24 protein-coding genes are annotated in these 17,794 nt (G+C 65.1%); 2 read left to right on the top strand and 22 right to left on the bottom strand.

Translation table 11 applies throughout. The features are described from left to right. Positions 1 to 25 precede the first annotated feature (25 nt). From QQL79_RS10995 to QQL79_RS11085, 19 genes are all read right to left on the bottom strand, one after another. Complete coding sequence (locus tag QQL79_RS10995; protein ID WP_284390733.1) at positions 26 to 1,417, bottom strand: ATP-binding protein; 1,392 nt, start codon at positions 1,415 to 1,417, stop codon at positions 26 to 28. Positions 1,418 to 1,420: 3 nt separating this feature from the next. Beyond that, positions 1,421 to 2,080, bottom strand: coding sequence for a response regulator transcription factor (locus QQL79_RS11000; protein WP_284390736.1), 660 nt, complete (start codon positions 2,078 to 2,080; stop codon positions 1,421 to 1,423). 22 nt (positions 2,081 to 2,102) lie between these two features. Continuing rightward, positions 2,103 to 2,396, bottom strand: coding sequence for a hypothetical protein (locus tag QQL79_RS11005; protein WP_284390738.1), 294 nt, complete (start codon positions 2,394 to 2,396; stop codon positions 2,103 to 2,105). Between the two features lie 66 nt (positions 2,397 to 2,462). Beyond that, complete coding sequence (locus QQL79_RS11010; protein WP_284390740.1) at positions 2,463 to 3,230, bottom strand: glycoside hydrolase family 108 protein; 768 nt, start codon at positions 3,228 to 3,230, stop codon at positions 2,463 to 2,465. After that, on the bottom strand, positions 3,223 to 6,942 hold the full coding sequence (locus tag QQL79_RS11015) for a baseplate multidomain protein megatron (RefSeq protein WP_284390742.1): 3,720 nt from the start codon (positions 6,940 to 6,942) through the stop codon (positions 3,223 to 3,225). Before QQL79_RS11015 ends, QQL79_RS11010 begins: the two co-directional genes overlap by 8 nt. Positions 6,943 to 7,121: 179 nt before the next feature. Then, complete coding sequence (locus tag QQL79_RS11020; RefSeq protein ID WP_284390743.1) at positions 7,122 to 7,541, bottom strand: NlpC/P60 family protein; 420 nt, start codon at positions 7,539 to 7,541, stop codon at positions 7,122 to 7,124. After that, positions 7,538 to 8,422, bottom strand: coding sequence for a phage/gene transfer agent baseplate hub protein (locus tag QQL79_RS11025; protein WP_284390745.1), 885 nt, complete (start codon positions 8,420 to 8,422; stop codon positions 7,538 to 7,540). Before QQL79_RS11025 ends, QQL79_RS11020 begins: the two co-directional genes overlap by 4 nt. Then, entirely contained in the window at positions 8,419 to 9,039 is a 621-nt protein-coding gene (locus QQL79_RS11030) for a DUF2460 domain-containing protein (RefSeq protein ID WP_284390747.1), read from the bottom strand. The genes QQL79_RS11025 and QQL79_RS11030 overlap by 4 nt, the downstream gene beginning before the upstream one ends. Before the next feature lie 206 nt (positions 9,040 to 9,245). Further along, the gene (locus tag QQL79_RS11035) at positions 9,246 to 9,794 is read right to left on the bottom strand and encodes a phage tail tape measure protein (RefSeq protein WP_284390749.1); all 549 of its coding nucleotides are present in this window, start codon (positions 9,792 to 9,794) and stop codon (positions 9,246 to 9,248) included. Continuing rightward, the gene (locus QQL79_RS11040; RefSeq protein WP_284390750.1) at positions 9,784 to 9,975 is read right to left on the bottom strand and encodes a rcc01693 family protein; all 192 of its coding nucleotides are present in this window, start codon (positions 9,973 to 9,975) and stop codon (positions 9,784 to 9,786) included. The genes QQL79_RS11035 and QQL79_RS11040 overlap by 11 nt, the downstream gene beginning before the upstream one ends. Next, positions 9,972 to 10,286, bottom strand: coding sequence for a gene transfer agent family protein (locus tag QQL79_RS11045; RefSeq protein ID WP_284390751.1), 315 nt, complete (start codon positions 10,284 to 10,286; stop codon positions 9,972 to 9,974). Before QQL79_RS11045 ends, QQL79_RS11040 begins: the two co-directional genes overlap by 4 nt. Before the next feature lie 31 nt (positions 10,287 to 10,317). Next, positions 10,318 to 10,731: a phage major tail protein, TP901-1 family gene (locus tag QQL79_RS11050; protein WP_284390753.1), complete on the bottom strand. Its 414-nt coding sequence runs from the start codon at positions 10,729 to 10,731 to the stop codon at positions 10,318 to 10,320. Between the two features lie 28 nt (positions 10,732 to 10,759). Beyond that, the gene (locus QQL79_RS11055) at positions 10,760 to 11,161 is read right to left on the bottom strand and encodes a DUF3168 domain-containing protein (RefSeq protein WP_284390754.1); all 402 of its coding nucleotides are present in this window, start codon (positions 11,159 to 11,161) and stop codon (positions 10,760 to 10,762) included. Between the two features lie 3 nt (positions 11,162 to 11,164). After that, positions 11,165 to 11,506, bottom strand: a complete 342-nt coding sequence (locus QQL79_RS11060) for a phage head closure protein (RefSeq protein ID WP_284390756.1) — start codon at positions 11,504 to 11,506, stop codon at positions 11,165 to 11,167. After that, a complete protein-coding gene (locus QQL79_RS11065) occupies positions 11,503 to 12,069 on the bottom strand; it encodes a head-tail connector protein (RefSeq protein WP_284390758.1) in 567 nt (188 codons plus the stop codon). Before QQL79_RS11065 ends, QQL79_RS11060 begins: the two co-directional genes overlap by 4 nt. A gap of 159 nt (positions 12,070 to 12,228) precedes the next feature. Continuing rightward, a complete protein-coding gene (locus QQL79_RS11070; RefSeq protein WP_370461250.1) occupies positions 12,229 to 13,440 on the bottom strand; it encodes a phage major capsid protein in 1,212 nt (403 codons plus the stop codon). A gap of 19 nt (positions 13,441 to 13,459) precedes the next feature. After that, positions 13,460 to 13,945: an HK97 family phage prohead protease gene (locus QQL79_RS11075; protein ID WP_284390761.1), complete on the bottom strand. Its 486-nt coding sequence runs from the start codon at positions 13,943 to 13,945 to the stop codon at positions 13,460 to 13,462. Next, entirely contained in the window at positions 13,945 to 14,070 is a 126-nt protein-coding gene (locus tag QQL79_RS11080; protein WP_284390762.1) for a hypothetical protein, read from the bottom strand. Before QQL79_RS11080 ends, QQL79_RS11075 begins: the two co-directional genes overlap by 1 nt. A gap of 4 nt (positions 14,071 to 14,074) precedes the next feature. After that, entirely contained in the window at positions 14,075 to 14,263 is a 189-nt protein-coding gene (locus QQL79_RS11085) for a hypothetical protein (protein ID WP_284390763.1), read from the bottom strand. Between the two features lie 77 nt (positions 14,264 to 14,340). Here QQL79_RS11085 and QQL79_RS11090 point away from each other — a divergent pair, with 77 nt between their 5' ends. Then, complete coding sequence (locus QQL79_RS11090; protein WP_284390764.1) at positions 14,341 to 14,577, top strand: DUF4160 domain-containing protein; 237 nt, start codon at positions 14,341 to 14,343, stop codon at positions 14,575 to 14,577. Beyond that, a complete protein-coding gene (locus QQL79_RS11095) occupies positions 14,558 to 14,818 on the top strand; it encodes a DUF2442 domain-containing protein (RefSeq protein ID WP_284390766.1) in 261 nt (86 codons plus the stop codon). The genes QQL79_RS11090 and QQL79_RS11095 overlap by 20 nt, the downstream gene beginning before the upstream one ends. Here QQL79_RS11095 and QQL79_RS11100 read toward each other — a convergent pair. From QQL79_RS11100 to QQL79_RS11110, 3 genes are read right to left on the bottom strand one after another with little or no spacing between them, the layout of a single operon-like run. Continuing rightward, complete coding sequence (locus QQL79_RS11100) at positions 14,815 to 15,969, bottom strand: phage portal protein (RefSeq protein ID WP_284390769.1); 1,155 nt, start codon at positions 15,967 to 15,969, stop codon at positions 14,815 to 14,817. The two genes, QQL79_RS11095 and QQL79_RS11100, sit on opposite strands and share 4 nt — an antisense overlap. Positions 15,970 to 16,001: 32 nt before the next feature. Next, complete coding sequence (locus tag QQL79_RS11105; protein ID WP_284390773.1) at positions 16,002 to 17,258, bottom strand: DNA-packaging protein; 1,257 nt, start codon at positions 17,256 to 17,258, stop codon at positions 16,002 to 16,004. After that, complete coding sequence (locus QQL79_RS11110; RefSeq protein WP_284390775.1) at positions 17,236 to 17,646, bottom strand: hypothetical protein; 411 nt, start codon at positions 17,644 to 17,646, stop codon at positions 17,236 to 17,238. The genes QQL79_RS11105 and QQL79_RS11110 overlap by 23 nt, the downstream gene beginning before the upstream one ends. Positions 17,647 to 17,794 lie beyond the last annotated feature (148 nt).

The raw sequence follows: 17,794 nt of genomic DNA on the forward strand, positions 1-17,794 counted from the left end.
GTTAATGTATTGCGGCAAAAATGCGTCAGCTTGCAACCGGTTTAGCCATTGAGCCCAACCGGGCCGTTGGCAGGCGCAATTCCACCAGAAGACCGCCCAAGGCCGAGCGTTTCAGCTCCAAACTGCCGCCATAGACATCGACCAGTTCCTTGACGATATCGAGTCCCAGCCCGCTGCCGGGCGTTTTCTCGTCCAGCCTGACACCGCGGCGCAACACTTTCTGGGCGTCTTCCTCGGTCAGGCCGGGGCCATTGTCGTCAATGCGGATCAGCAGCAAAGTGCCGGTATTGCCGCGTTCGGCATCCAGCCGCACCCCCACCTGCCCTTTGGACCATTTGCAGGCATTGTCCAGCAGGTTGCCCGCCATTTCCTCAAGGTCGGCCTCGTCGCCGCGGAACCAGGGCAGTGAGGCATCGGGCCGCTGAAAGGCCACGGTCACGTCGGGGTGGATCTTATGCATCACGCGGGTCAGCCGCAGCATGATCATGGTGGCGTCGGCGCGCTTGCCAACTACCGAGGTACGCGCCGCCAGCCGGGCGCGCTCCAGATAGGTCGCGACCATGGTGCTCATCTTGTCGCTTTCGGCCAGCACCACATCGGCCAGGACGCCCTTTTTTGCCCCCGCCTCGTTGCGCAGCACGGCAATGGGCGTTTTGAGACCATGGGCCAGATTGCCTACCTGGTTACGTGCCCGCTCGATGATCTGGGCATTTGAGCGCAGCAATTCGTTGACCTCTTCGGCCAGCGGCGCGATTTCGCGCGGATAGGTGCCCGCCACCTCGCCGGCCTCGCCCTCGCGGACATTTTCGATGGCCTTGCTCAGCCGCGAAATGGGCCGCATGGCAAAGCGCGCGACGATAAAGCTCATCACGGCCAGCATCACGCCCACGGCACCGAGCACGATGAAGGCCTGACCGCGGAAATCATCCACCAGTTCGAGAATTTCGCTGAGATTGCCGGTGACCACGATCTGATAGGTGGTCGGCGCCACTGTCACCGCCCGTTCCACCACGCGCATGCGCGTACCGAACACATCGTCCATCACCGCGGTCCGGCGGCCCAGCACATCGGGGGGACCCGTCACCACCGGCAGGTCGATCCCCACCACCGATGTCGAGAGATTATAGAGCGTGCCATTGGCATCGCGGATGGCCCAGTACCAGCCTGAACGCGGCCGGTCGAAACGCGGATCGGTCAGCGCAATTTCCGGGCTGACCGGGTCGCCCGCCTCGAGCAGTGCGCCCGTGAGGCTTTCGACGTGGAATTCCAGCGTCTGGGACAGCGAGGTATCGAGCGCGCGCGAATAAAGGTCCGTCAAGAGGAAGCCGGTCGCCACCAGCGCCAGAACCAGCCAGCCCGCCGACAACCAGAACAGGGATGCCGCAATGGAGCCCTTGCGCATCAGGCCAGCGAGCACTGATTAATCCTCGGCGATCTGATAGCCCAGGCCCCTTACCGTCTGGATGCAGTCTTCCGGCAGCTTCTTGCGCAGGCGGCCGACAAACACCTCGATAGTATTGCTGTCGCGGTCGAAATCCTGATCGTAGAGATGCTCGGTCAATTCGGTCCGCGAGATCACCTTGCCCTTGTGATGCATCAGATAGCTCAGGAGGCGCAGTTCATGGCTGGTGAGTTTCACCGACTGGCCACCGACCGTCACCTTGCCCGAGCGCGAATCCAGCCGCACCGAACCGGCGACGATTTCGTTGGAGGCGAGTCCGGCGGCGCGGCGCACCAGCGCACGGATGCGGGCCAGCACTTCTTCCATGTGAAAGGGCTTGGCGACATAATCGTCGGCGCCGGCGTCGATCCCCTGCACCTTGTCGCTCCAGCGGTCACGCGCGGTCAGCAGCAATACCGGGGTGGTCTTGCCGGCCCGGCGCCATTCCTCGAGCACGCTGAGGCCATCCATGCGCGGCAGGCCGATATCGAGGACGATGGCGTCATAAGGTTCGGTATCGCCGAGGAAATGGCCTTCCTCGCCGTCAAAGGCGACATCGACCGCATAGCCGGACTCGGTCAAGGCATCCTTGATCTGCCGATTGAGATTGGTGTCGTCTTCGACAACGAGAATACGCATCGATTGCCCCCTGCATGCGCCGTTACTGGGCGCTCAGAACCAGGTTCTGCGCCTGTCCGTCCCGGCTCAGCACGCCGATAATATAAACTAATCTGCCGCCCTGGTCACATACCTGCACATTGAGGACCTCGACGCTCGAATCCACCCCCGCAGAGGCCAGAACGGCGTCGAGCGACATGATCTGGCCAGACGAGACCGCCTCCTGAATCTGCCGTTTATCCAGGCAGGCCTGGGCACTGGCCGTGCCAGTAGCGGCAAAGCCGATGGCCAGGGCGAGCGCGGCGGCAGGCAGCAATTTCATGATCAAGGTTTTCATGAGAGCAATCTATGGGGGCGTTGCTGAATGGGACATGAATATGGTGATCATGTCCAGTTTGCGGCATTACGCCTTGCCGATATCCCCCTTCAATCCCCTGCGCAGGAAGATAACGGCCAGCGCCTCCATGATCAGCTGACCGGCCGAAGCGCCATCCAGCGCGGGCAATTCCACGCCCAGCAATTGCGCACCAGCTGCCAGCAGCATGATGAAACCAACGATATAGGTTTTGTAGCCGTTGAGGAAATCCATTGTGGTGCTCCAGGTTGAAGAAGGAGGAATGGGCGCGGTCGCCGCCCCAATCGTGGCCAGCGCAGCCTTGCGGACTGCCGCGACACGGTTGGTCCAGCCTTTGCCGAAGGTGGGAAAGCTCGAAAGACGGTTGAGAAAGGCCAGCCGCCGGTCACAAAGGGCAGCAATCAATCCGGCTGCGCTCGTGCCCGCGACTCGCCGCTGAATCGCCGCCAGCGTCAGCGGCCCAACCTGGCCATCCGCCACCACGCCCAATTCGGCCTGCAGCGTGCGGATGGCCCGGTCCGGCCCCGAATTGACGGCAAAATCGAACAGCACCAGATCGAGCCCGGCGGGCATATTTCCTGCCTTGCTGCGATCCCAATAGCTCGCCCGATAGATGCGCGCCGCCTCGGCCCGGCCCAGCGCCTTGACCTGGGCCTTGGGCAGCTTCCACCACGGCGAGATATTGCGCCACCGCGCCAGCGTCTTGTGGGTGATGCCCATATTGGTCGCCCCGCCCGGGTCGCTGGGGTGGTCAACATAGCCGCCCTCGTGCCGCAGCACCTCGTCGAGACAGATGTCGAATCGTGTCCTAGCCATGGAACTCTCCTGTCGCGGCATGTCCTGTGCCCAGCACCGGGCTGATCTGGGCCACGGTGAATCCAAAACCGGATGGCAGAGCGCCGAAATCGGCAGTCTGTTCGGCCGCGCCATAGCTCATCGCCGGCGCGGTGCTCACCAATGTCCGCACCAGTGCCGACCCATTCAAAATCCTGATGCGATAGGCTTCGGGCTGATGCTCGAGCGGCGCTTCCACCGCGCCCCAGCCATCCCCATCGGCCCGGCTGCGCCGGATCCACGACAGCACCACGCCGCCATCATCCGCCCGCCGGGCCCGCAAATGCACCGGCGGCAGGGGCAAGGCCGAAGCTGGCGCCGCGGCAAAAGGCCAAGCCGTACCGCTCACATCGCTGCTGCCGGCATAGACACGGAACGTCCGCTCTTCCCCCAGCAGATGCGCCTCGACCGGCAGCGTCGCCGCCCGCCCATCCAGCACGATCACCCGCCGCCCGGCCGGAGCCGCCGCCGGGATCGTCCCTTCCAGGCCCCGCAGGAGACGGGTGAGCCGGAACCGGCCGGGCGCGACCAGTTCGACATCGGCAAAGCCAATGACTTCCCAACCACCCGGGGTTTCCACCGCCAGCCGGTTGCTTCCGGCCAGCACGGCCAGCGCATCCACGGAGGCCAGATGCCCGGTCACCAGGCTCAGCTCGACCGCATTGCCATTGTCCCAGATGCCGGGCGCCCCCGCCGCGAATGCCGCCACGGTCTCCCCGATCATGGCCCGGCGCGTCAGGTCGGCAATGACAGCGCCGGTCGCCTCGTCGGTTACCCGCAAATGCCCCGGCCATGGCTGCGCATAGCCGCCAACCACCAGCCGTGACCGCGCAGGATCGTCCGGCAGTGGCGGCAGATGCGCCACCACGACCAGCGGCAACACTTCGGCAAATTCGCCACCGCCCGGCGCCAGCTGCCGGTCGATAGCCGTTGCGACCGCAGTATTGTTCGGCAGCGTCCGCGCCTTGATTTGCCGGCTCAGCCCATCCCGGATTTCAGCGATCTCAAACGGCCCCTCGGCCAATCCGTCAATGGCCACCAGATCGCCCGGCTCCAGCGCCAGCAGCGAAGGCGGCAGGGCAAAATCCAGCGTCTCCCGCGCCGCCGCCCGGCTATCGAGCACCCGCTCCGCCGCCAGCCGCGCCGCCGCCCCATCCAGCACCAGCGCCACCGCCTCGCCCACCAGCGGACCATCGGCCTTGGTCAGCGCCGTCACCGTGCCGGTGAGATAATCGCGCTCCCGATCCACATAGCTCAGCGCCAGCCGCCCCGGCGCCTCCCCCGCATCGCCGCGCCGGCGCGAGAGCACCGCCCCCTCCCCGGCCGCCAGTTCCAGCGGATCAAGCGTCACGGTCTCAACCCGCCGCGCCACACCCGCATGCAGCCCCTCCACGGTGCCGCGCAGGCTCAGCCCGCTCACCTCAAGCAGTGGTTCCAGCGCCTCCCGCCCGGTCGTGGCCGTACCAAGCGCATAGCCCGACACAAAGGGCGCCGCCGGTTCCGCCGTCAGCGCCACGCCATGCTCAGCCGCAATCGCTGATGCCAATTCATCGCTCGCCAGCCCGCCCAGCCGCCCGGTCAGCCAATGCCCGGTGCGATGATTGGGGCCATCGGCCCACACATCCACCTGTGCCGGAAATGCCGGATAGGGCCGCGCATCCCAGGTCCAGAGATAGACCCGCGACACGTCAACCATCCCCGCCGGATTATTGGCCGGATCGCGCCAATGCTCCTGATGCGCCCGCAAAAATTGCCGCTGCATCAACGGGTCGGGCAACCCACTCGAAAAATACGGGCGCCCACCCTCGGCACTCTTGTCGTCTCCAAAAATATTGGGCTGATTGGCCCCCTTATCGACCGCGCCACACCCCAGTTCCGTGAGCCATATTGGCTTCGTACCCGGCACCCAACCCGTCGGCGTCGCCTTTCGTACGCCACCCGGCCGATCATGATGCCATTGGCTCCACCAATTGCGGATATCCTTGAAGCGCCACACCCAAGGTTCGCCGTATGTCCCGTCACTGATTGGCGAACGTACGCCCGCCGCCCGGTCGGCATCGCTGGCATAGTACCAGTCAAACCCCTCGCCACCGGCAATATTGCCCCTGAGATAATCGAGGTCATAGCCATTGGCCGAGAACGCCGCATCCGCATGCCCCGCCCCATCGCGCCAATCGGCCAGCGGCATGTAATTGTCGATCCCAACCGCATCGATATGCGGGCTCGCCCAGAGCGGATCGAGATGAAAATACTTCTCCCCATCCGGCTGATAGCCCGAATACTCGCTCCAATCGGCCGCATAGCTGAGCTTGGTCGCAGAACCCACAATGGCCCGCGCCTCCGCCGCCAGCCCCACCAGCGCCTCGACAAACGGAAAGCTATTGCCCGCCGCGCGCACTGTGGTCAGCCCACGCATTTCCGAACCGATCAGCAGTGCATCGGCCCCGCTCGCCTTTGCAATCCCGGCATAGTGCAGCACCATCTGCCGATGGCCATTGGCCACAAACGCCGCCACCTGCGCCGCCGCCACAGCACTCTTGTCGGGCGAACCCGCCCGCCCCGGCGCCGGATGACAAGTGATCCGCCCCCGCCAGGGATAGGCCCCCTGTCCCGCCACCCCCGAATAGGGATCAGGCAGGCTATTGCCCGAAGGCACATCCATCATGATGATCGGATAAAGCGTCACCTTGAGCCCGCGCGCCCTAAGGTCGGCAATCGCCGCCAGCACCGAGCTATCCGAAGGCGTGCCGCCATAAGCCGGCCCGTCACCATGCCTCGACACCACCGGCACCTGGCTCCGCCCCAGCCCTGCCACGCTCCACGCCGCCCCCTTCACATCACGCGCCGCGCTTTCAACCCGTGGCCCCACCACGCAATTGCCCGCCCGCAGATCGCTGCCAAACCAGGCCACCACCAGCGCCACATGTTCCAGGTTCGGGCACAGCGCCACCAGCTCGTCGATCGAGCAAGTCCAGTTGCTGATACCCCGGGCGACATGAGTATTCTCTCCCAAGGTCTTGCCCGGCCCCACCACCTGCACACGCGGGCTTGGGTCATAGCCAAATTCGGTCGCGCCGGGGATCACCGTCACCGCCCGGATATTGGGCTCCAGCTCTCCTACGACCCGGCACAATTCCACCGACAATTGCGGAATGCGATTGCCGAACTTGCTCAGCGGCAATTGCTCGATCACGAGATAACAAATGCCGCGATAGGCCGGCGCCTCGCCCTGCGTCGCCTCGATCAACCCATCGGGCAATTGGTCCTCGGTGCCGCGATAAAACCGCAGCGTCAGCCCCTCGGTATCCAGCAATTGCCCATCGGCCCAGATGCGCCCCAGCCGCTGCACTTCGCCCTCGCAAAACGCCACGGCAAAGCTGGCGCCCACCTCGTCCTCGCGCTGCTGGCCCATCCCCTTGGCCCCGCCGCCATCGCCCAATAGCTCCAGCTCACGCGCCCAGATGATATTGCCCGAAAGCCGGCTCCAGCCATAAAGCCGCGGCACCACCCCGCCCTCGGACGAACCCTGCAGCCGCAAATCATTGGCTGTCGCACTGGCCTTCTCGCCAAACAGCATGCCGTCGATGGCACTCCCCGCCATCGCCCCCAGCGCCCGCCCCAAGGTGGCGCCAAACGGCCCACCCACCAGCCCGCCCGCAAACTGCCCAGCCAGCGAAAGCGCAAGCGTTGCCATTTCAGTTCCTGTCCTGTTTGAAGGCCCCCTCATCCGCCCCTTTGGGGCACCTTCTCGCACGAGGGGAGAAGGGAGGCAGCGTATATGAAAGCCACAGAGCTCCCCCTCGCCCCTTGTGGGAGACGGTGGATCGCCCGCAGGGCGAGACGGTGAGGGGGCCGCGATGTGTGGGCCGGGCCCTAGTCGGGAAACAAAAACCGCCCACTCACCCGCCGGGCCCAGGCCTCGGTCAAATTCGCCTCGACCACGCCTAGCCGCTCCTGCGCATGGATAAACCGCTGCGGCCCCAGCAAAATCCCGCAATGCTTGGCCTCAGCCATCCCGCTCAGCCGAAACAGCACCACCTGCCCCGCCGCAAGCGCCCCTTCGGCCGGCACCAGCAACAGCTCCGCCGCCGCCCCCAGCGCCCCAGCATGAGCCGGGTCCCGCATATCCGCCCGATACGGCGGCACTGCCACAGGCTCCGCTCCATACAGCGTCCGCCAAACCCCACGCAGCAGCCCCAGGCAGTCGCACCCCGCCCCCAGCGTCGCCGCCTGATGCCGATAGGGCGTGCCCAGCCAGTCCCGCGCCGCGCTCACCACGGCATCGGAATTCATTTCACCACCGCCCGCCCATCCATCGCATCGCCATTGCGCGGATGGCGCAGCACATAATCGCTGCCCGGAATATGCGGAAAGCCGCGGAAATTGACTGCATTGGCGAACTTGGCCTTGCAGGTGGCAAACCGCCGATCACACCCCGCCGTCACCACCAGCGTATCGCCCGGCACCACCCAATCCCCCAGCTTCACCGCAAAGCCCAGCACATCGACACCCGCCACCCGCCCATGGCTCATCACCCCATCGGTCAGCCCGCTGCGCCGCCCCGCGCTCCACGCCGCCTTGCCAAAGCCAAACCAGCCATCGGCAAAGCCACCCAGCCCCGAGACCCGCACGCGATAGGCATCCTCCACAGCAATCACCGTCGCATTGCCCCACCACGCCGTCAGGTCAACGCCACACCGCACATCCCCCAGTTCCGCATCGCACAGCCCATGATAGACCCGCCCCCGCGTCGCATTGAGCCCCTGCTGCGCCGACCGCAGTTCCGCGCGAAACACCCCATCCTCACGCACAATCTCGCCAATGGCGTCGGTCCGCAGCAGCAGCCTTTGGCTCACATCGGTCCAATTAACCCGCCAGCTTTCCACCACCGCCCCGTCATAATGGCCAAGCAGAATATCGTCCTCGCTGACCGCCTCGGCATGGATCACCCCCAGCATTTCGCTGGTTTCCACCTGCCCGCCCAGCCTGGCCGGCACCTCGCCGCCATCCAGCCCATGGCTGGGCAAAAACTCCGTGCCATCGAATACCAGCGTCCGGTCATGGTCGGTAAATCCCAGCACCAGTCCATCCTTGCGCCGGATCCGCCAGCAATGGGCCAGCGTCGTCTCCCCCTGCGCCACATGCGAGGCCAGTCCGGCGTCCAAAATCCTCATGGCAAGATCTCCACCAATGGAATGGACGGCGCCTCGGCCCCATCGAAACTGGCCAGCTCGATATCGAGCCTATCGGTATCGAACCGCACCGGCACATCGAACAAGAAACCCGCCGTCACCGCCGCCCCAGCGCCCGGCGCCGCCGCAAACGTCACCACGCCATTGCCGACATCCACGCTCCAGCCGCTCATCGCCTCGACGCCGGCCACTGCCACGCGCACACTTCCCGCCACCGGCCGCGTGATCGGCCGCATATAGGGGTCAAAACTCGCCCCATAGCGCTTGCTCAGCTGAAAGGTTTTCCGCACGCCATCGCCCACGCCAATGGCCTGATCACTTACCCCCGGGACCGCCCCACCAGAGGAGTGATCGAGCCCATCACGCCACAAAAACCCATGCAGCCGACCGCGCCGCTCCTCGAAAAACGCCAGCACCGCCTGCATATCCGCCCGCGATTTGACGCCGTATCCCGCATTGTAACGCCGCCGCGAATGCTGCCAGCGCCCATTGCGCTGCTCGCCCCCGCCCGCCAGCGTCACCACATCGGTTCGCCGCTCCGGCCCACCGCGTGAACCGAGCGCCACATCCAGCGGAAAGCGAATTGGATGAAAGGCCATTCTTTTTGCCTCCTAGATTGCAAATGTCAGTGCGAGCCTCCCCTCGCCCCTTGAGGGAGAGGGACAGACCTGACGCGTTCAGCGGAAGGTCAGGGTGAGGGGTTCTGCGCTCTCCCATGCTTGGATGCTTGCGGCGGCAACCCCTCACCCGCCTCTCGGCACCCTCTCCCTCAAGGGGAGAGGGACGGCAGCACGAAGCCCAAGCGTCACGAACCCCGCGTCCCCCGCTTTACCGCCCGCAGCAGCATCGCGCTCAGTTCCGCCTCGCTCGCTGCAAAACTGCGCGCATCGCTCGCCGTCACATTGAATGTCACATGCACCGCGCCGCCGCCGCCGGCCACGCCCAGCCGCCCGTCGGGTCCGCGCGCCAAAGGCATGATGGCCTCCGGCCCCGCCTCGCCCATCAGTCCGAGCCCCGTGCTCATCGGAAAATAGCTCGGCGCCGCGATCACCCCGCCCTTGGCAAAGGGCGTCACGCCCGTCAGCACCGGATTGGTTGCCTTGAACAGGTTCTCGATCAGCCCCCCCGCCAGCTCCCCCAGCGGCTTGATCGCCGCCTTGAGCGCGATATCGGCAAAGCTGCGCGCAATATCGCTCAACATCGATTGGAACGACTTGCCCTCCAGCAGCGCGCCGCGAAAAGCACTGCTGATCGATCGCGCCACGCCATCGGCGAGGTCTTCGATACGGTCCAGCTCCCGCTGCACATCGGTCAGTTCATCGCGAAAACCGTCGGGGAATAATTCATCGGCCATCGGGGAATTTCTCCATCATCGCACCCAGTTCCTGCCGCCCCAGCGGCCCGGCGCGGTCGCCCATCACCGCGCCCCAGGCCGAGGCCAGTTCGCGCGGCGTCATCGCCCAGAAGTCGCGCGGCGCCAGCCGCAGCACACCCAGCCCGAACCGCATCGCCGCTTCCCAGGGAAACGGCGTCACGCCGCCTCTCCAAACGTCGCCTTCAGCAGCCGCACCGCGATCTCCGCCGCGCCCTTGACCCCGCCTTCGATAGCCAGCCGCGCCAGCTCGTCATCGCTCATTGCTTTGCCTCCGCCCCGCAGCCCCGCCCCCAGGATCGCCGTCAGATCCCGCGCCGAAACCCGGCCATTGGCAAAGCGCTCCGCCAACCCCACCAGGTCACCCGCCTGCAAAAGCGCCTCCAATTCGGCCAGCGCCCCCAGCGTCAGGCACAGCGTCAGCCGCTCCCCGCCAATAACCGCCTCAATCTCCCCACGCTGCGCAATCGCCATGTCTTTTTGCCCTTTTGGTTTTGATGTGCGGTCACACCACCACAAACGTCACTTCCCCCGCGCTCTCCAGCGCCAGGTCGAACGTCACTTCCCCCGCATGATCGGCCGAGAACTCCAGCGCCACGATCTGAAACGGCCCCGCCACCGTCCCAAAATCGGGAATGATCAACTGCCAATTCCGGATCGTCCCGGCAAAAAACAGCGCCCTGATCTGCGCATCGGAAGCGGCGTCCTTGAACACTCCCGCCCCGGACACCGAAGCCCGCTTGATCCCGCCCCCCGCCAGCAATTCCCGCCAGCGCCCGGCGCTTTCCTGGTCGGTCGTATCCACCGTCGAGGCATTGAACGACAGCGCCCGCGTGCGCAGCCCCGCCACGGTCAAAAAGCTCCCCGCCCCCGTCTGGTCGAGCTTGAGCAACATATTCTTCCCGCTCTGAGCGGCCATGTTTCGGTCCTTTCAAGAATTGATGGGGCTAGGCAGCAGCTTCACTCAAAAACCGCAGCGTCACCGCCGCCCGCGCCAGCCCGGTATCGCGATCAATCACAGTATCGGTCCGCACATGCTCGGCATGGCTCACCACCAGCCCCGCAACAACAACGGCGAGCCCCACCGCCACCACCCGCTCGGCAATCGCCAGCGCCCGTCTGCGGCTGGGCTGATCGCCCCAGCAATGCACCAAAATCCGGTGCTCCTGCCCCGGCGCAACGTCCCCATCGCGCTGGATCACATCATGCCGCGCAATCACCACATAGGGCGCCGCGCGCCCCCGCGGCGGCGCATCGAACACCCCATTGGCCCCGATAATCGCCACCAGTTCAGCATCACTCCCCAGCGCACTCACCAATGCGCCCTGCAGCGCCACAATCGGATGCATGGCCTACCCCGTAAAACTGGTTTCGCTGCAGGTGCAGCTCAGATAGGCCCGCCGCCCATTGAGATCGGCTGCCCCCACCACATCGAGATTGCGCCCGCGATAAACGATCCGGTCACCCGGCCCGATGTCACTGCGAAACCGCAGTACCACGACATGGGAAATCGCCACGCCACGCCCGTCGGCGCTGGAATCCTGCCGTCCCGACAGGCTCCGCACCCGCGCCCAGGCTGAGGCCAGCGGCACATAGAGCACGCCATGCCCCGCCTCGTCCTCGACCACCATCTCGCGCCGGCGCAGCTGCACCCGGTCGGTCAGCGTACCAATCGGGGGAATGCGCTCATTCATAACCGCACCCGCTTGTGCCCGGCCACCAGCCGGTCAAACCCGGACGGCACCACGGCCCCCGACCCCGCCACGATCACCGCGTCGCGATGCTCGAACCAGTATCCGACCAGCACCAACAGCGCCTGGCGGATATCGGCCGGTACATCCTCCGGCTCCGTCCCGAATCCGGCGACATAATCGATCTCAATCCCTTGCCGCTCGCGCAGCAGCGGCATGCCCGCCACCGAGCGCGGCAGAAGCAGCCGGTCCGGCTCGCCCAAAAACTGCGCCAACGGAATGGCATGCAGCGCCCCCGCCTCATCCACCGCATTGATTTCAGTCACCGAGATAAACGGGCTCACCGGCAGCTTGATCACCCGGCTCTCCGGCCAGGCATCGAGCACCACGCGCCAGCTCTGCGCCAGCAGCGCCCGGCCCGTCACCCCCTCCACATGCAACCGCGCCGCCCCGATCAGCGTCGCGATCAGGCCATCTTCGGCAGTGTCATCCACCTTGAGAAACGCCTTGGCCTCACCAAGCGAAATCGGCTCCTGCGCGGGCCCCGCGAGAAGATAGGAAATCATGTTTTTTGCCTTTTTGTTTGGAGTGAGGGTCCCCCCTCCTAGCCTCCCCCTGACAGGGGGAGGGACAGATCGCGTTTGAGGCACGCTCCCGCTTCAGCCACCAGGCAGTTCCTCCCCCTGTCAGGGGGAGGTTAGGAGGGGGTACTGCGATGTCCGGCCCTAGCTCGCCGCAAATTTGAGCAGCTTGATCGCATCAAAATCCGCAATCCCGCCACCCACACGCTTCGTCGTATAAAACAGCACATAGGGCTTGCTGCTGAACGGATCGCGCAGCACGCTCACCCCCTGGCGATCCACGATCAGATATCCGCGCCGGAAGTCGCCAAACGCCACCGACAGCGAGTTGGCCGCCATGTTCGGCATGTCCTCGGCCTCGACCAGATCGAACCCCATGAACCGCGCTTTGCCATCGGCACTGGCCGCCGGCTGCCAGAGATAATTGCCGTCGGCATCCTTGAGCTTGCGCAGCGCGCCCTGGACCTTGCGGTTCATCACCCAGCTGGCATTCTGGCGGTAGCCGGCCTTGAGCGCATAGACCAGGTCGATCAGAACGTCGCTAGCATTGTTGGCTGGCAGAGCGCCGGCCGCCCCCGTCGCCACATAGCCGAGATTGCCCCAGCTCCAGCTGCTTTCCGCCACAGTGGTCGCCGTCAAAAACCCCTTGGGCTTGTTGACGCCATCGCCATTCACGAAAGCCGTGGTCTCCTGCGCCGCAAAGGCTGCATTCACCTCCTCGGCAATCCATTGGCCGACATCCACCGCCGCATCGTCGAGAAAGGCCGAAGTCGCCGCCGGCATGGCGTAGAGTTCCATGGTCGGATAGCTCAGTTCCGCAAGTGTCTGCGAGTTCGTCACCGGCCGCGCCGCCGTTTCACCCACCCAGCCCACGGCCGGGCCGGTCACCGAAATCGGCCGTTTATAAACAGCGCTCGACACCTGCCGGATACCGGCAATGGCGCGGATCGGCGACACCGCCGTCATCAGCCGCGCAATTTCGGTTTCCGTCTCGGCGGGCACCACATAGCCGCCATCGGCATTGACGCCGATCGACAGCGCCTTTTCCTCGCCGCGTTTCACATAGGAGGCGAAGGCGTCCTTATATTCGCCCTCGGCCACAGCCGCCTTGCCATCGAGCAGCGGGCGGGCGCGGTCGATCAGCGCGCGATCCATCGCCGCCTTCTGGCCATCGAGCACAGCGTTGAGCCGGTCGAGCTTGCCTTCCAGCAAGCCATCGGCCGAGCCGCGTTTTTCGAGCTCTCCCAGGCGCTGGTTGTTGGTCGCCTTGAATTCCTCGAAGGCATGAGAGAATTCGGCGAAAAGAGCGCTGATATCGCTCCCCGCGCCGGCCTTGGTTTCAAGGCCGTCGGTCATATTGGTCATGGAAATGTCCTTATCGGTTGCGGATGGTTTGCGTCGCCGCGACGATCGCGGCGGTAGCCGAAAGTCCGGAGGCGCCGGCAATGCGGGCGTCCTCCATCATCGGAAAGGTCACGATGGAGATCTCGAACAGGTCGATCTCATGCAGGCGCCGGTGTCCCGTTCCCGGTTCGCGCGTCGCCTTGACGGTGCGAAAGCCGATGGAGAGCCCATCCAGCGCCCGGTTCTCGATCAGGCGCTTCAATGCGTCGGCGCGTTCGACGCCGGGCACCAGCCGCCCGGCCACGAGCAGCCCGTGGCTATTCTCGCCAATGGCCTCCCAGATGCCGACGGGTTCCTTGGGGTCATGCTGGAACAACAGCCTGATGCGCTCGCCCCGCTTGCGCAGCGAGGCCGCGAAGGCCCCCGGCATGACGATGTCGCCTCCGGCATCGACCCGGTTGAACACGCTGGCATAGCCAGAAAACCGGCCATCGGCATCGATGGCTATCGGCCCCATCAGCGCTTACCCGGCCGCGACGCCGGTTTCTGTCCCGCCTTGGCGCTGGTCAGCGTGCCCGCCAGGTTCCAGGCAAATTGCCGGAACGTCTGCTGCGCCTGCGCGCGATCCTGCTTATTGGCCATGGCGCTAGTCTCCCTTCTTGAACAATCGATTCAGGTTGGCGATCTCGTGCACGAAGTCGTTGAAGTGCTGATTGGCCTTGGCCAATTCGCGCAGACACCACACCAGCATCGCCGTCGAACTGCTCGCCCACAAAAACAGCGCCAGATGCGCCAGATCGCCCCGCTCAACGACGGTTTTGGTCAGCTCGTCCATTTTCTGATCCTTCGTCCAACTTTTCTGACACTTCAGAATGGCTTTCTGTTTCAGTGCTGTGATTGCAGAGGTTGCAGATGCCCACGATCCTTCGCCTCGACGGCTACCGGTTCTTTTTCTTCAGCAACGAGAATGACGAGCCGCCGCATATCCACGTTGAATTCGGCGACAAACTCGCCAAGTATTGGCTTGAGCCGGTAGAACTGGCATCATCCCAACGGGTGCGCTCCCATGAGCTGGGCTCTGTCCGGCGACTGGTGGTCGAGCACCGAACCGAATTTCTGAAAGCATGGCATGAGCACTTTGACGCTTGAGACAGAACCGCTGGCCGTTGACGTCATTGTCACCGCCACGGTCCTGCGCGTCATTCTTGATGACGGTCGCGAGCTGTTGGTGCCGCTCGAGTGGTTCCCCCGCCTGCGTGACGCTTCAGACGCTGACCGCGCCAAATGGCGCCTTATAGGCCGTGGCGAAGGCATCCATTGGCCGACCCTCGACGAAGATATCTCCGTCCGCGGCCTCCTGGCTGGCCATCGCCAACCCCGTGCCGCCTAAAGCCCCACCATCGCCCGCTTCTCCGCGTCGCTCAGGAACGCCGCATTACCCACGCGTTCCCACAGTGCCGCGCGATCCTCCGCCAGGGCTTCCACCCCGTCGAAATCGGGCATGACAATCGCCCCGCCAAAGGCCGGCGAGAGCCAATTGCTCAGCTCCTCCGCCACCCGCACCACCAGCGGCACCAGGGTTTGCCGCCACAGCGCGCGGTTGGCCTCGGCCAGGTTGGCATAGGTATTGTCGCCCGGAATGCCCAGCAGCATAGGCGGCACGCCGAAGGCCAGTGCGATATCGCGCGCCGCGGCATGCTTGGCCTCGATGAAATCCATGTCGCGCGGCGTCAGGGCTATGGTTTTCCAGTCGAGCCCGCCTTCGAGCACCATGGGCCGCCCGGCATTGGCCGCCCCGGCAAAGCCCTGTTCCAGCTCGCTCTTGAGCCGTTCGAACTGATCTTCCGTCAAATTCCCGCCGCCCGCCGAATAGACCAGCGCACCGGATGGCCTCGCCGCATTGTCGAGCAGCGCCTTGTTCCATTGGCCAGCGGCATTATGAATATCGAGGCTGGTCTGGGCGGCCTCCAGCGGCGCCATGCCATAATGGTCATCCATGGGGTGAAACAGCGCCATATGCAGCACGGAGGGCACGGGCGCAGTGTCCTGGTGCAGCCGCATGCTTCGCCCGCCGGCCGTATAATCGTAGGCCACGGGCCAGCCATCGCCCCCCGCCACCACTTTCATCCGGTCCGGCCGCAGGCAGAAGAGCCCCCGCACCTGCCCATCGACGATCCCCGCCTGCAGATAGGCATTGCCCGCCGTCTGCAGATAGGCATAGACCGCCTCGAGCATTTCCCCGCCCGATTGGCGCCCATTGGGGCGCTTGAGCAATTCGGCCAGCGGATGCTCATCGAGTTTCTTGCCATCCTCGCTCACCACCAGAGGCACCCGATTGGCCGCCTCGGCAATCAGCCGCACACAGCGATAGACCACCGGGTTTTTCGCAAAACCCTGGTTGACCAGGCTCGCAAAGCCCCGCTGGCTCCAATTGGCAGGCCCCAGCGCGCTGAGGCTGAGCAAAGTATGCCCGGCAAAATTCTTGGCTTCGGCAGGCGCATTCGCTCCGCCACCCATCAGGCGGCTGATCCAGTTCGGCATGTTTTTGGTCCTTGTTCCGGGCTGGTCGGGGCTTAAATCCCCCGCACCCGCGGCCGCGTTTCTTCCAGCAGCAATTCGGTCACCGCCCACACAAGCGCATCCACCCGGTCCGGCGAATGGCCATCACTTTTGCCATCCGGGCCGAAGCTGCACATTTCGTCTTCCAGCGCCGTCAGCCCCGCCACATGCCGCACCAGCCCGCGGCCATAAAGCGCCGCCACCGGCTCGGCCCGCAGCCACTTGCCCCGATTGGCCCGCACCGCGCGCACCGGCACTTTGCCATCGATCTGCTCGATCACCGACTGGACTAGGTCCCCGCCCTGATTGACCTCGACCACGATGGTATCGGCCCCATGGGCATGAAACGCCGCCACCGCCCGCCGCGCCCAGGCCAGGGGCGCCGCCGGCTTGACCGTGCAATCCTCCAGCACCACCGCACCCTCGCCCACCCGGCCGGCCACGATAATCCCGCAGGCATCCGATTTCGCCGTGCCCGTCACCGGCGGATCGACCGCCACCACCACCCGCCCGGGTACCACCCCGCTCACCGGCGCAAACATGGCGCGTTGCCACAGCGCGTCGGGCCGATCCTCGATCAACTCGCCCTCCAGCTCCTGCCGCCCCAGCACCGAGCCGCGATAGCGCCCGACAATGGCGTCGAGAAACTGCGGCGCCAGATGCGCCTTGTTTTCCGCCGTCGCCATGCGCGTCACCACCGTATGGGCGTCATCGAGCAGGCGTTTCAGCAATCGCGTCGGCCTGGGCGTGGTCGTTGCCAATTGCTGCGGCCGCTCGCCCAGACGCAGACCGAATTGCAGCATGTCCCAGGCCTCTTCCGCCCGTGGCCATTTGCCTACCTCGTCACACCATGCCGCGGCGAATTGCGGCCCCCGGAACCGGTCCGGGTCGGACGCAGAGAGAATGGTTGCCTCAATGCCGTTCGGCCAGATCAGCCGCTGCCCCTTGAGCACCGGCCGGTCTTCGTCGGGATGCACATTGAGGATGCCGCTCTCGCCCCGCACCATGATGGAGATGGCCTCGGTCATGGTTTCGCCCACCAGGGCAATCGGCCCGATCCGCCTTGCGGCCAGCCCGCGCACCCATTCGGCCCCGGCCCTCGTCTTGCCCGAGCCGCGCCCGCCCAGCAGCAGCCAGGTGGTCCAGTCGCCCTGCGGCGGGCGCTGCTTGTCCAGCGCCCAACGGTCCCAATCGTAATAGTGTTCGGCCACCTCATCGTCCGACTTGGCGGCGACTTCGGCCAGCGTCTCAGCGGTTCTTGAACTGGTCAATGCGCTTGGCCAATTTGTCGCGCAGGTCGGTCATGTCCTTCTTGGTCGCCGGCTCGACATTGCGCTGCGCCGCGCCCAGCTCGATCAGCTTGTCGAGTGTCTTGACCGATGTGCTGAGCACATTGGCCTGTTTTTCGATCGGTTCGTTCACCGCCATCTCCAGTCGCCGTATCTGCTTGTCCAAAACCTTCAGCATCCGCGCCACCAGCCCGTCCTGCCGCGCTACCCGGGCGCTGGCACTGAGCCAACCCTCGACCTGCCGCCGATAGCGCAATTGCGCCGGCGTGATGCCGTAGCGCTTGCAGATCGTGGCCGGCACAAACCGGCGCGCTTCATATTCCTCACGGATGGCGGCCCAGTTCGGCGCCGCGCCTTCATCGTCAGCCATGGCGCCCGTGCCCCCGCTGGGCCGGCGTCACCGCCGTCACCCACTTTTCCGACCATGCCTGAACTATAGCTGACCACCGTGACGCGAGGATAAGTTGGATAAGTCGGTCCGAATGGCCGCTGATAGTCGTTTGTCGCGCGCCGATTGG

This window comes from Devosia yakushimensis (genome assembly GCF_030159855.1).
Classification (GTDB): Bacteria; Pseudomonadota; Alphaproteobacteria; order Rhizobiales; family Devosiaceae; genus Devosia; species Devosia yakushimensis.

Bases quoted from the DNA above. Each gene is read 5' to 3' on its own strand.
- QQL79_RS11000 (WP_284390736.1), bottom strand. From the start codon at position 2,080: ATGCGTATTCTCGTTGTCGAAGACGACACCAATCTCAATCGGCAGATC.
- QQL79_RS11005 (WP_284390738.1), bottom strand. From the start codon at position 2,396: ATGAAAACCTTGATCATGAAATTGCTGCCTGCCGCCGCGCTCGCCCTG.
- QQL79_RS11010 (WP_284390740.1), bottom strand. From the start codon at position 3,230: ATGGCTAGGACACGATTCGACATCTGTCTCGACGAGGTGCTGCGGCAC.
- QQL79_RS11015 (WP_284390742.1), bottom strand. From the start codon at position 6,942: ATGGCAACGCTTGCGCTTTCGCTGGCTGGGCAGTTTGCGGGCGGGCTG.
- QQL79_RS11020 (WP_284390743.1), bottom strand. From the start codon at position 7,541: ATGAATTCCGATGCCGTGGTGAGCGCGGCGCGGGACTGGCTGGGCACG.
- QQL79_RS11025 (WP_284390745.1), bottom strand. From the start codon at position 8,422: ATGAGGATTTTGGACGCCGGACTGGCCTCGCATGTGGCGCAGGGGGAG.
- QQL79_RS11030 (WP_284390747.1), bottom strand. From the start codon at position 9,039: ATGGCCTTTCATCCAATTCGCTTTCCGCTGGATGTGGCGCTCGGTTCA.
- QQL79_RS11035 (WP_284390749.1), bottom strand. From the start codon at position 9,794: ATGGCCGATGAATTATTCCCCGACGGTTTTCGCGATGAACTGACCGAT.
- QQL79_RS11045 (WP_284390751.1), bottom strand. From the start codon at position 10,286: ATGGCGATTGCGCAGCGTGGGGAGATTGAGGCGGTTATTGGCGGGGAG.
- QQL79_RS11050 (WP_284390753.1), bottom strand. From the start codon at position 10,731: ATGGCCGCTCAGAGCGGGAAGAATATGTTGCTCAAGCTCGACCAGACG.
- QQL79_RS11055 (WP_284390754.1), bottom strand. From the start codon at position 11,161: ATGCATCCGATTGTGGCGCTGCAGGGCGCATTGGTGAGTGCGCTGGGG.
- QQL79_RS11060 (WP_284390756.1), bottom strand. From the start codon at position 11,506: ATGAATGAGCGCATTCCCCCGATTGGTACGCTGACCGACCGGGTGCAG.
- QQL79_RS11065 (WP_284390758.1), bottom strand. From the start codon at position 12,069: ATGATTTCCTATCTTCTCGCGGGGCCCGCGCAGGAGCCGATTTCGCTT.
- QQL79_RS11070 (WP_370461250.1), bottom strand. From the start codon at position 13,440: ATGACCGACGGCCTTGAAACCAAGGCCGGCGCGGGGAGCGATATCAGC.
- QQL79_RS11075 (WP_284390761.1), bottom strand. From the start codon at position 13,945: ATGGGGCCGATAGCCATCGATGCCGATGGCCGGTTTTCTGGCTATGCC.
- QQL79_RS11080 (WP_284390762.1), bottom strand. From the start codon at position 14,070: ATGGCCAATAAGCAGGATCGCGCGCAGGCGCAGCAGACGTTCCGGCAA.
- QQL79_RS11085 (WP_284390763.1), bottom strand. From the start codon at position 14,263: ATGGACGAGCTGACCAAAACCGTCGTTGAGCGGGGCGATCTGGCGCAT.
- QQL79_RS11090 (WP_284390764.1), top strand. From the start codon at position 14,341: ATGCCCACGATCCTTCGCCTCGACGGCTACCGGTTCTTTTTCTTCAGC.
- QQL79_RS11095 (WP_284390766.1), top strand. From the start codon at position 14,558: ATGAGCACTTTGACGCTTGAGACAGAACCGCTGGCCGTTGACGTCATT.
- QQL79_RS11100 (WP_284390769.1), bottom strand. From the start codon at position 15,969: ATGCCGAACTGGATCAGCCGCCTGATGGGTGGCGGAGCGAATGCGCCT.
- QQL79_RS11110 (WP_284390775.1), bottom strand. From the start codon at position 17,646: ATGGCTGACGATGAAGGCGCGGCGCCGAACTGGGCCGCCATCCGTGAG.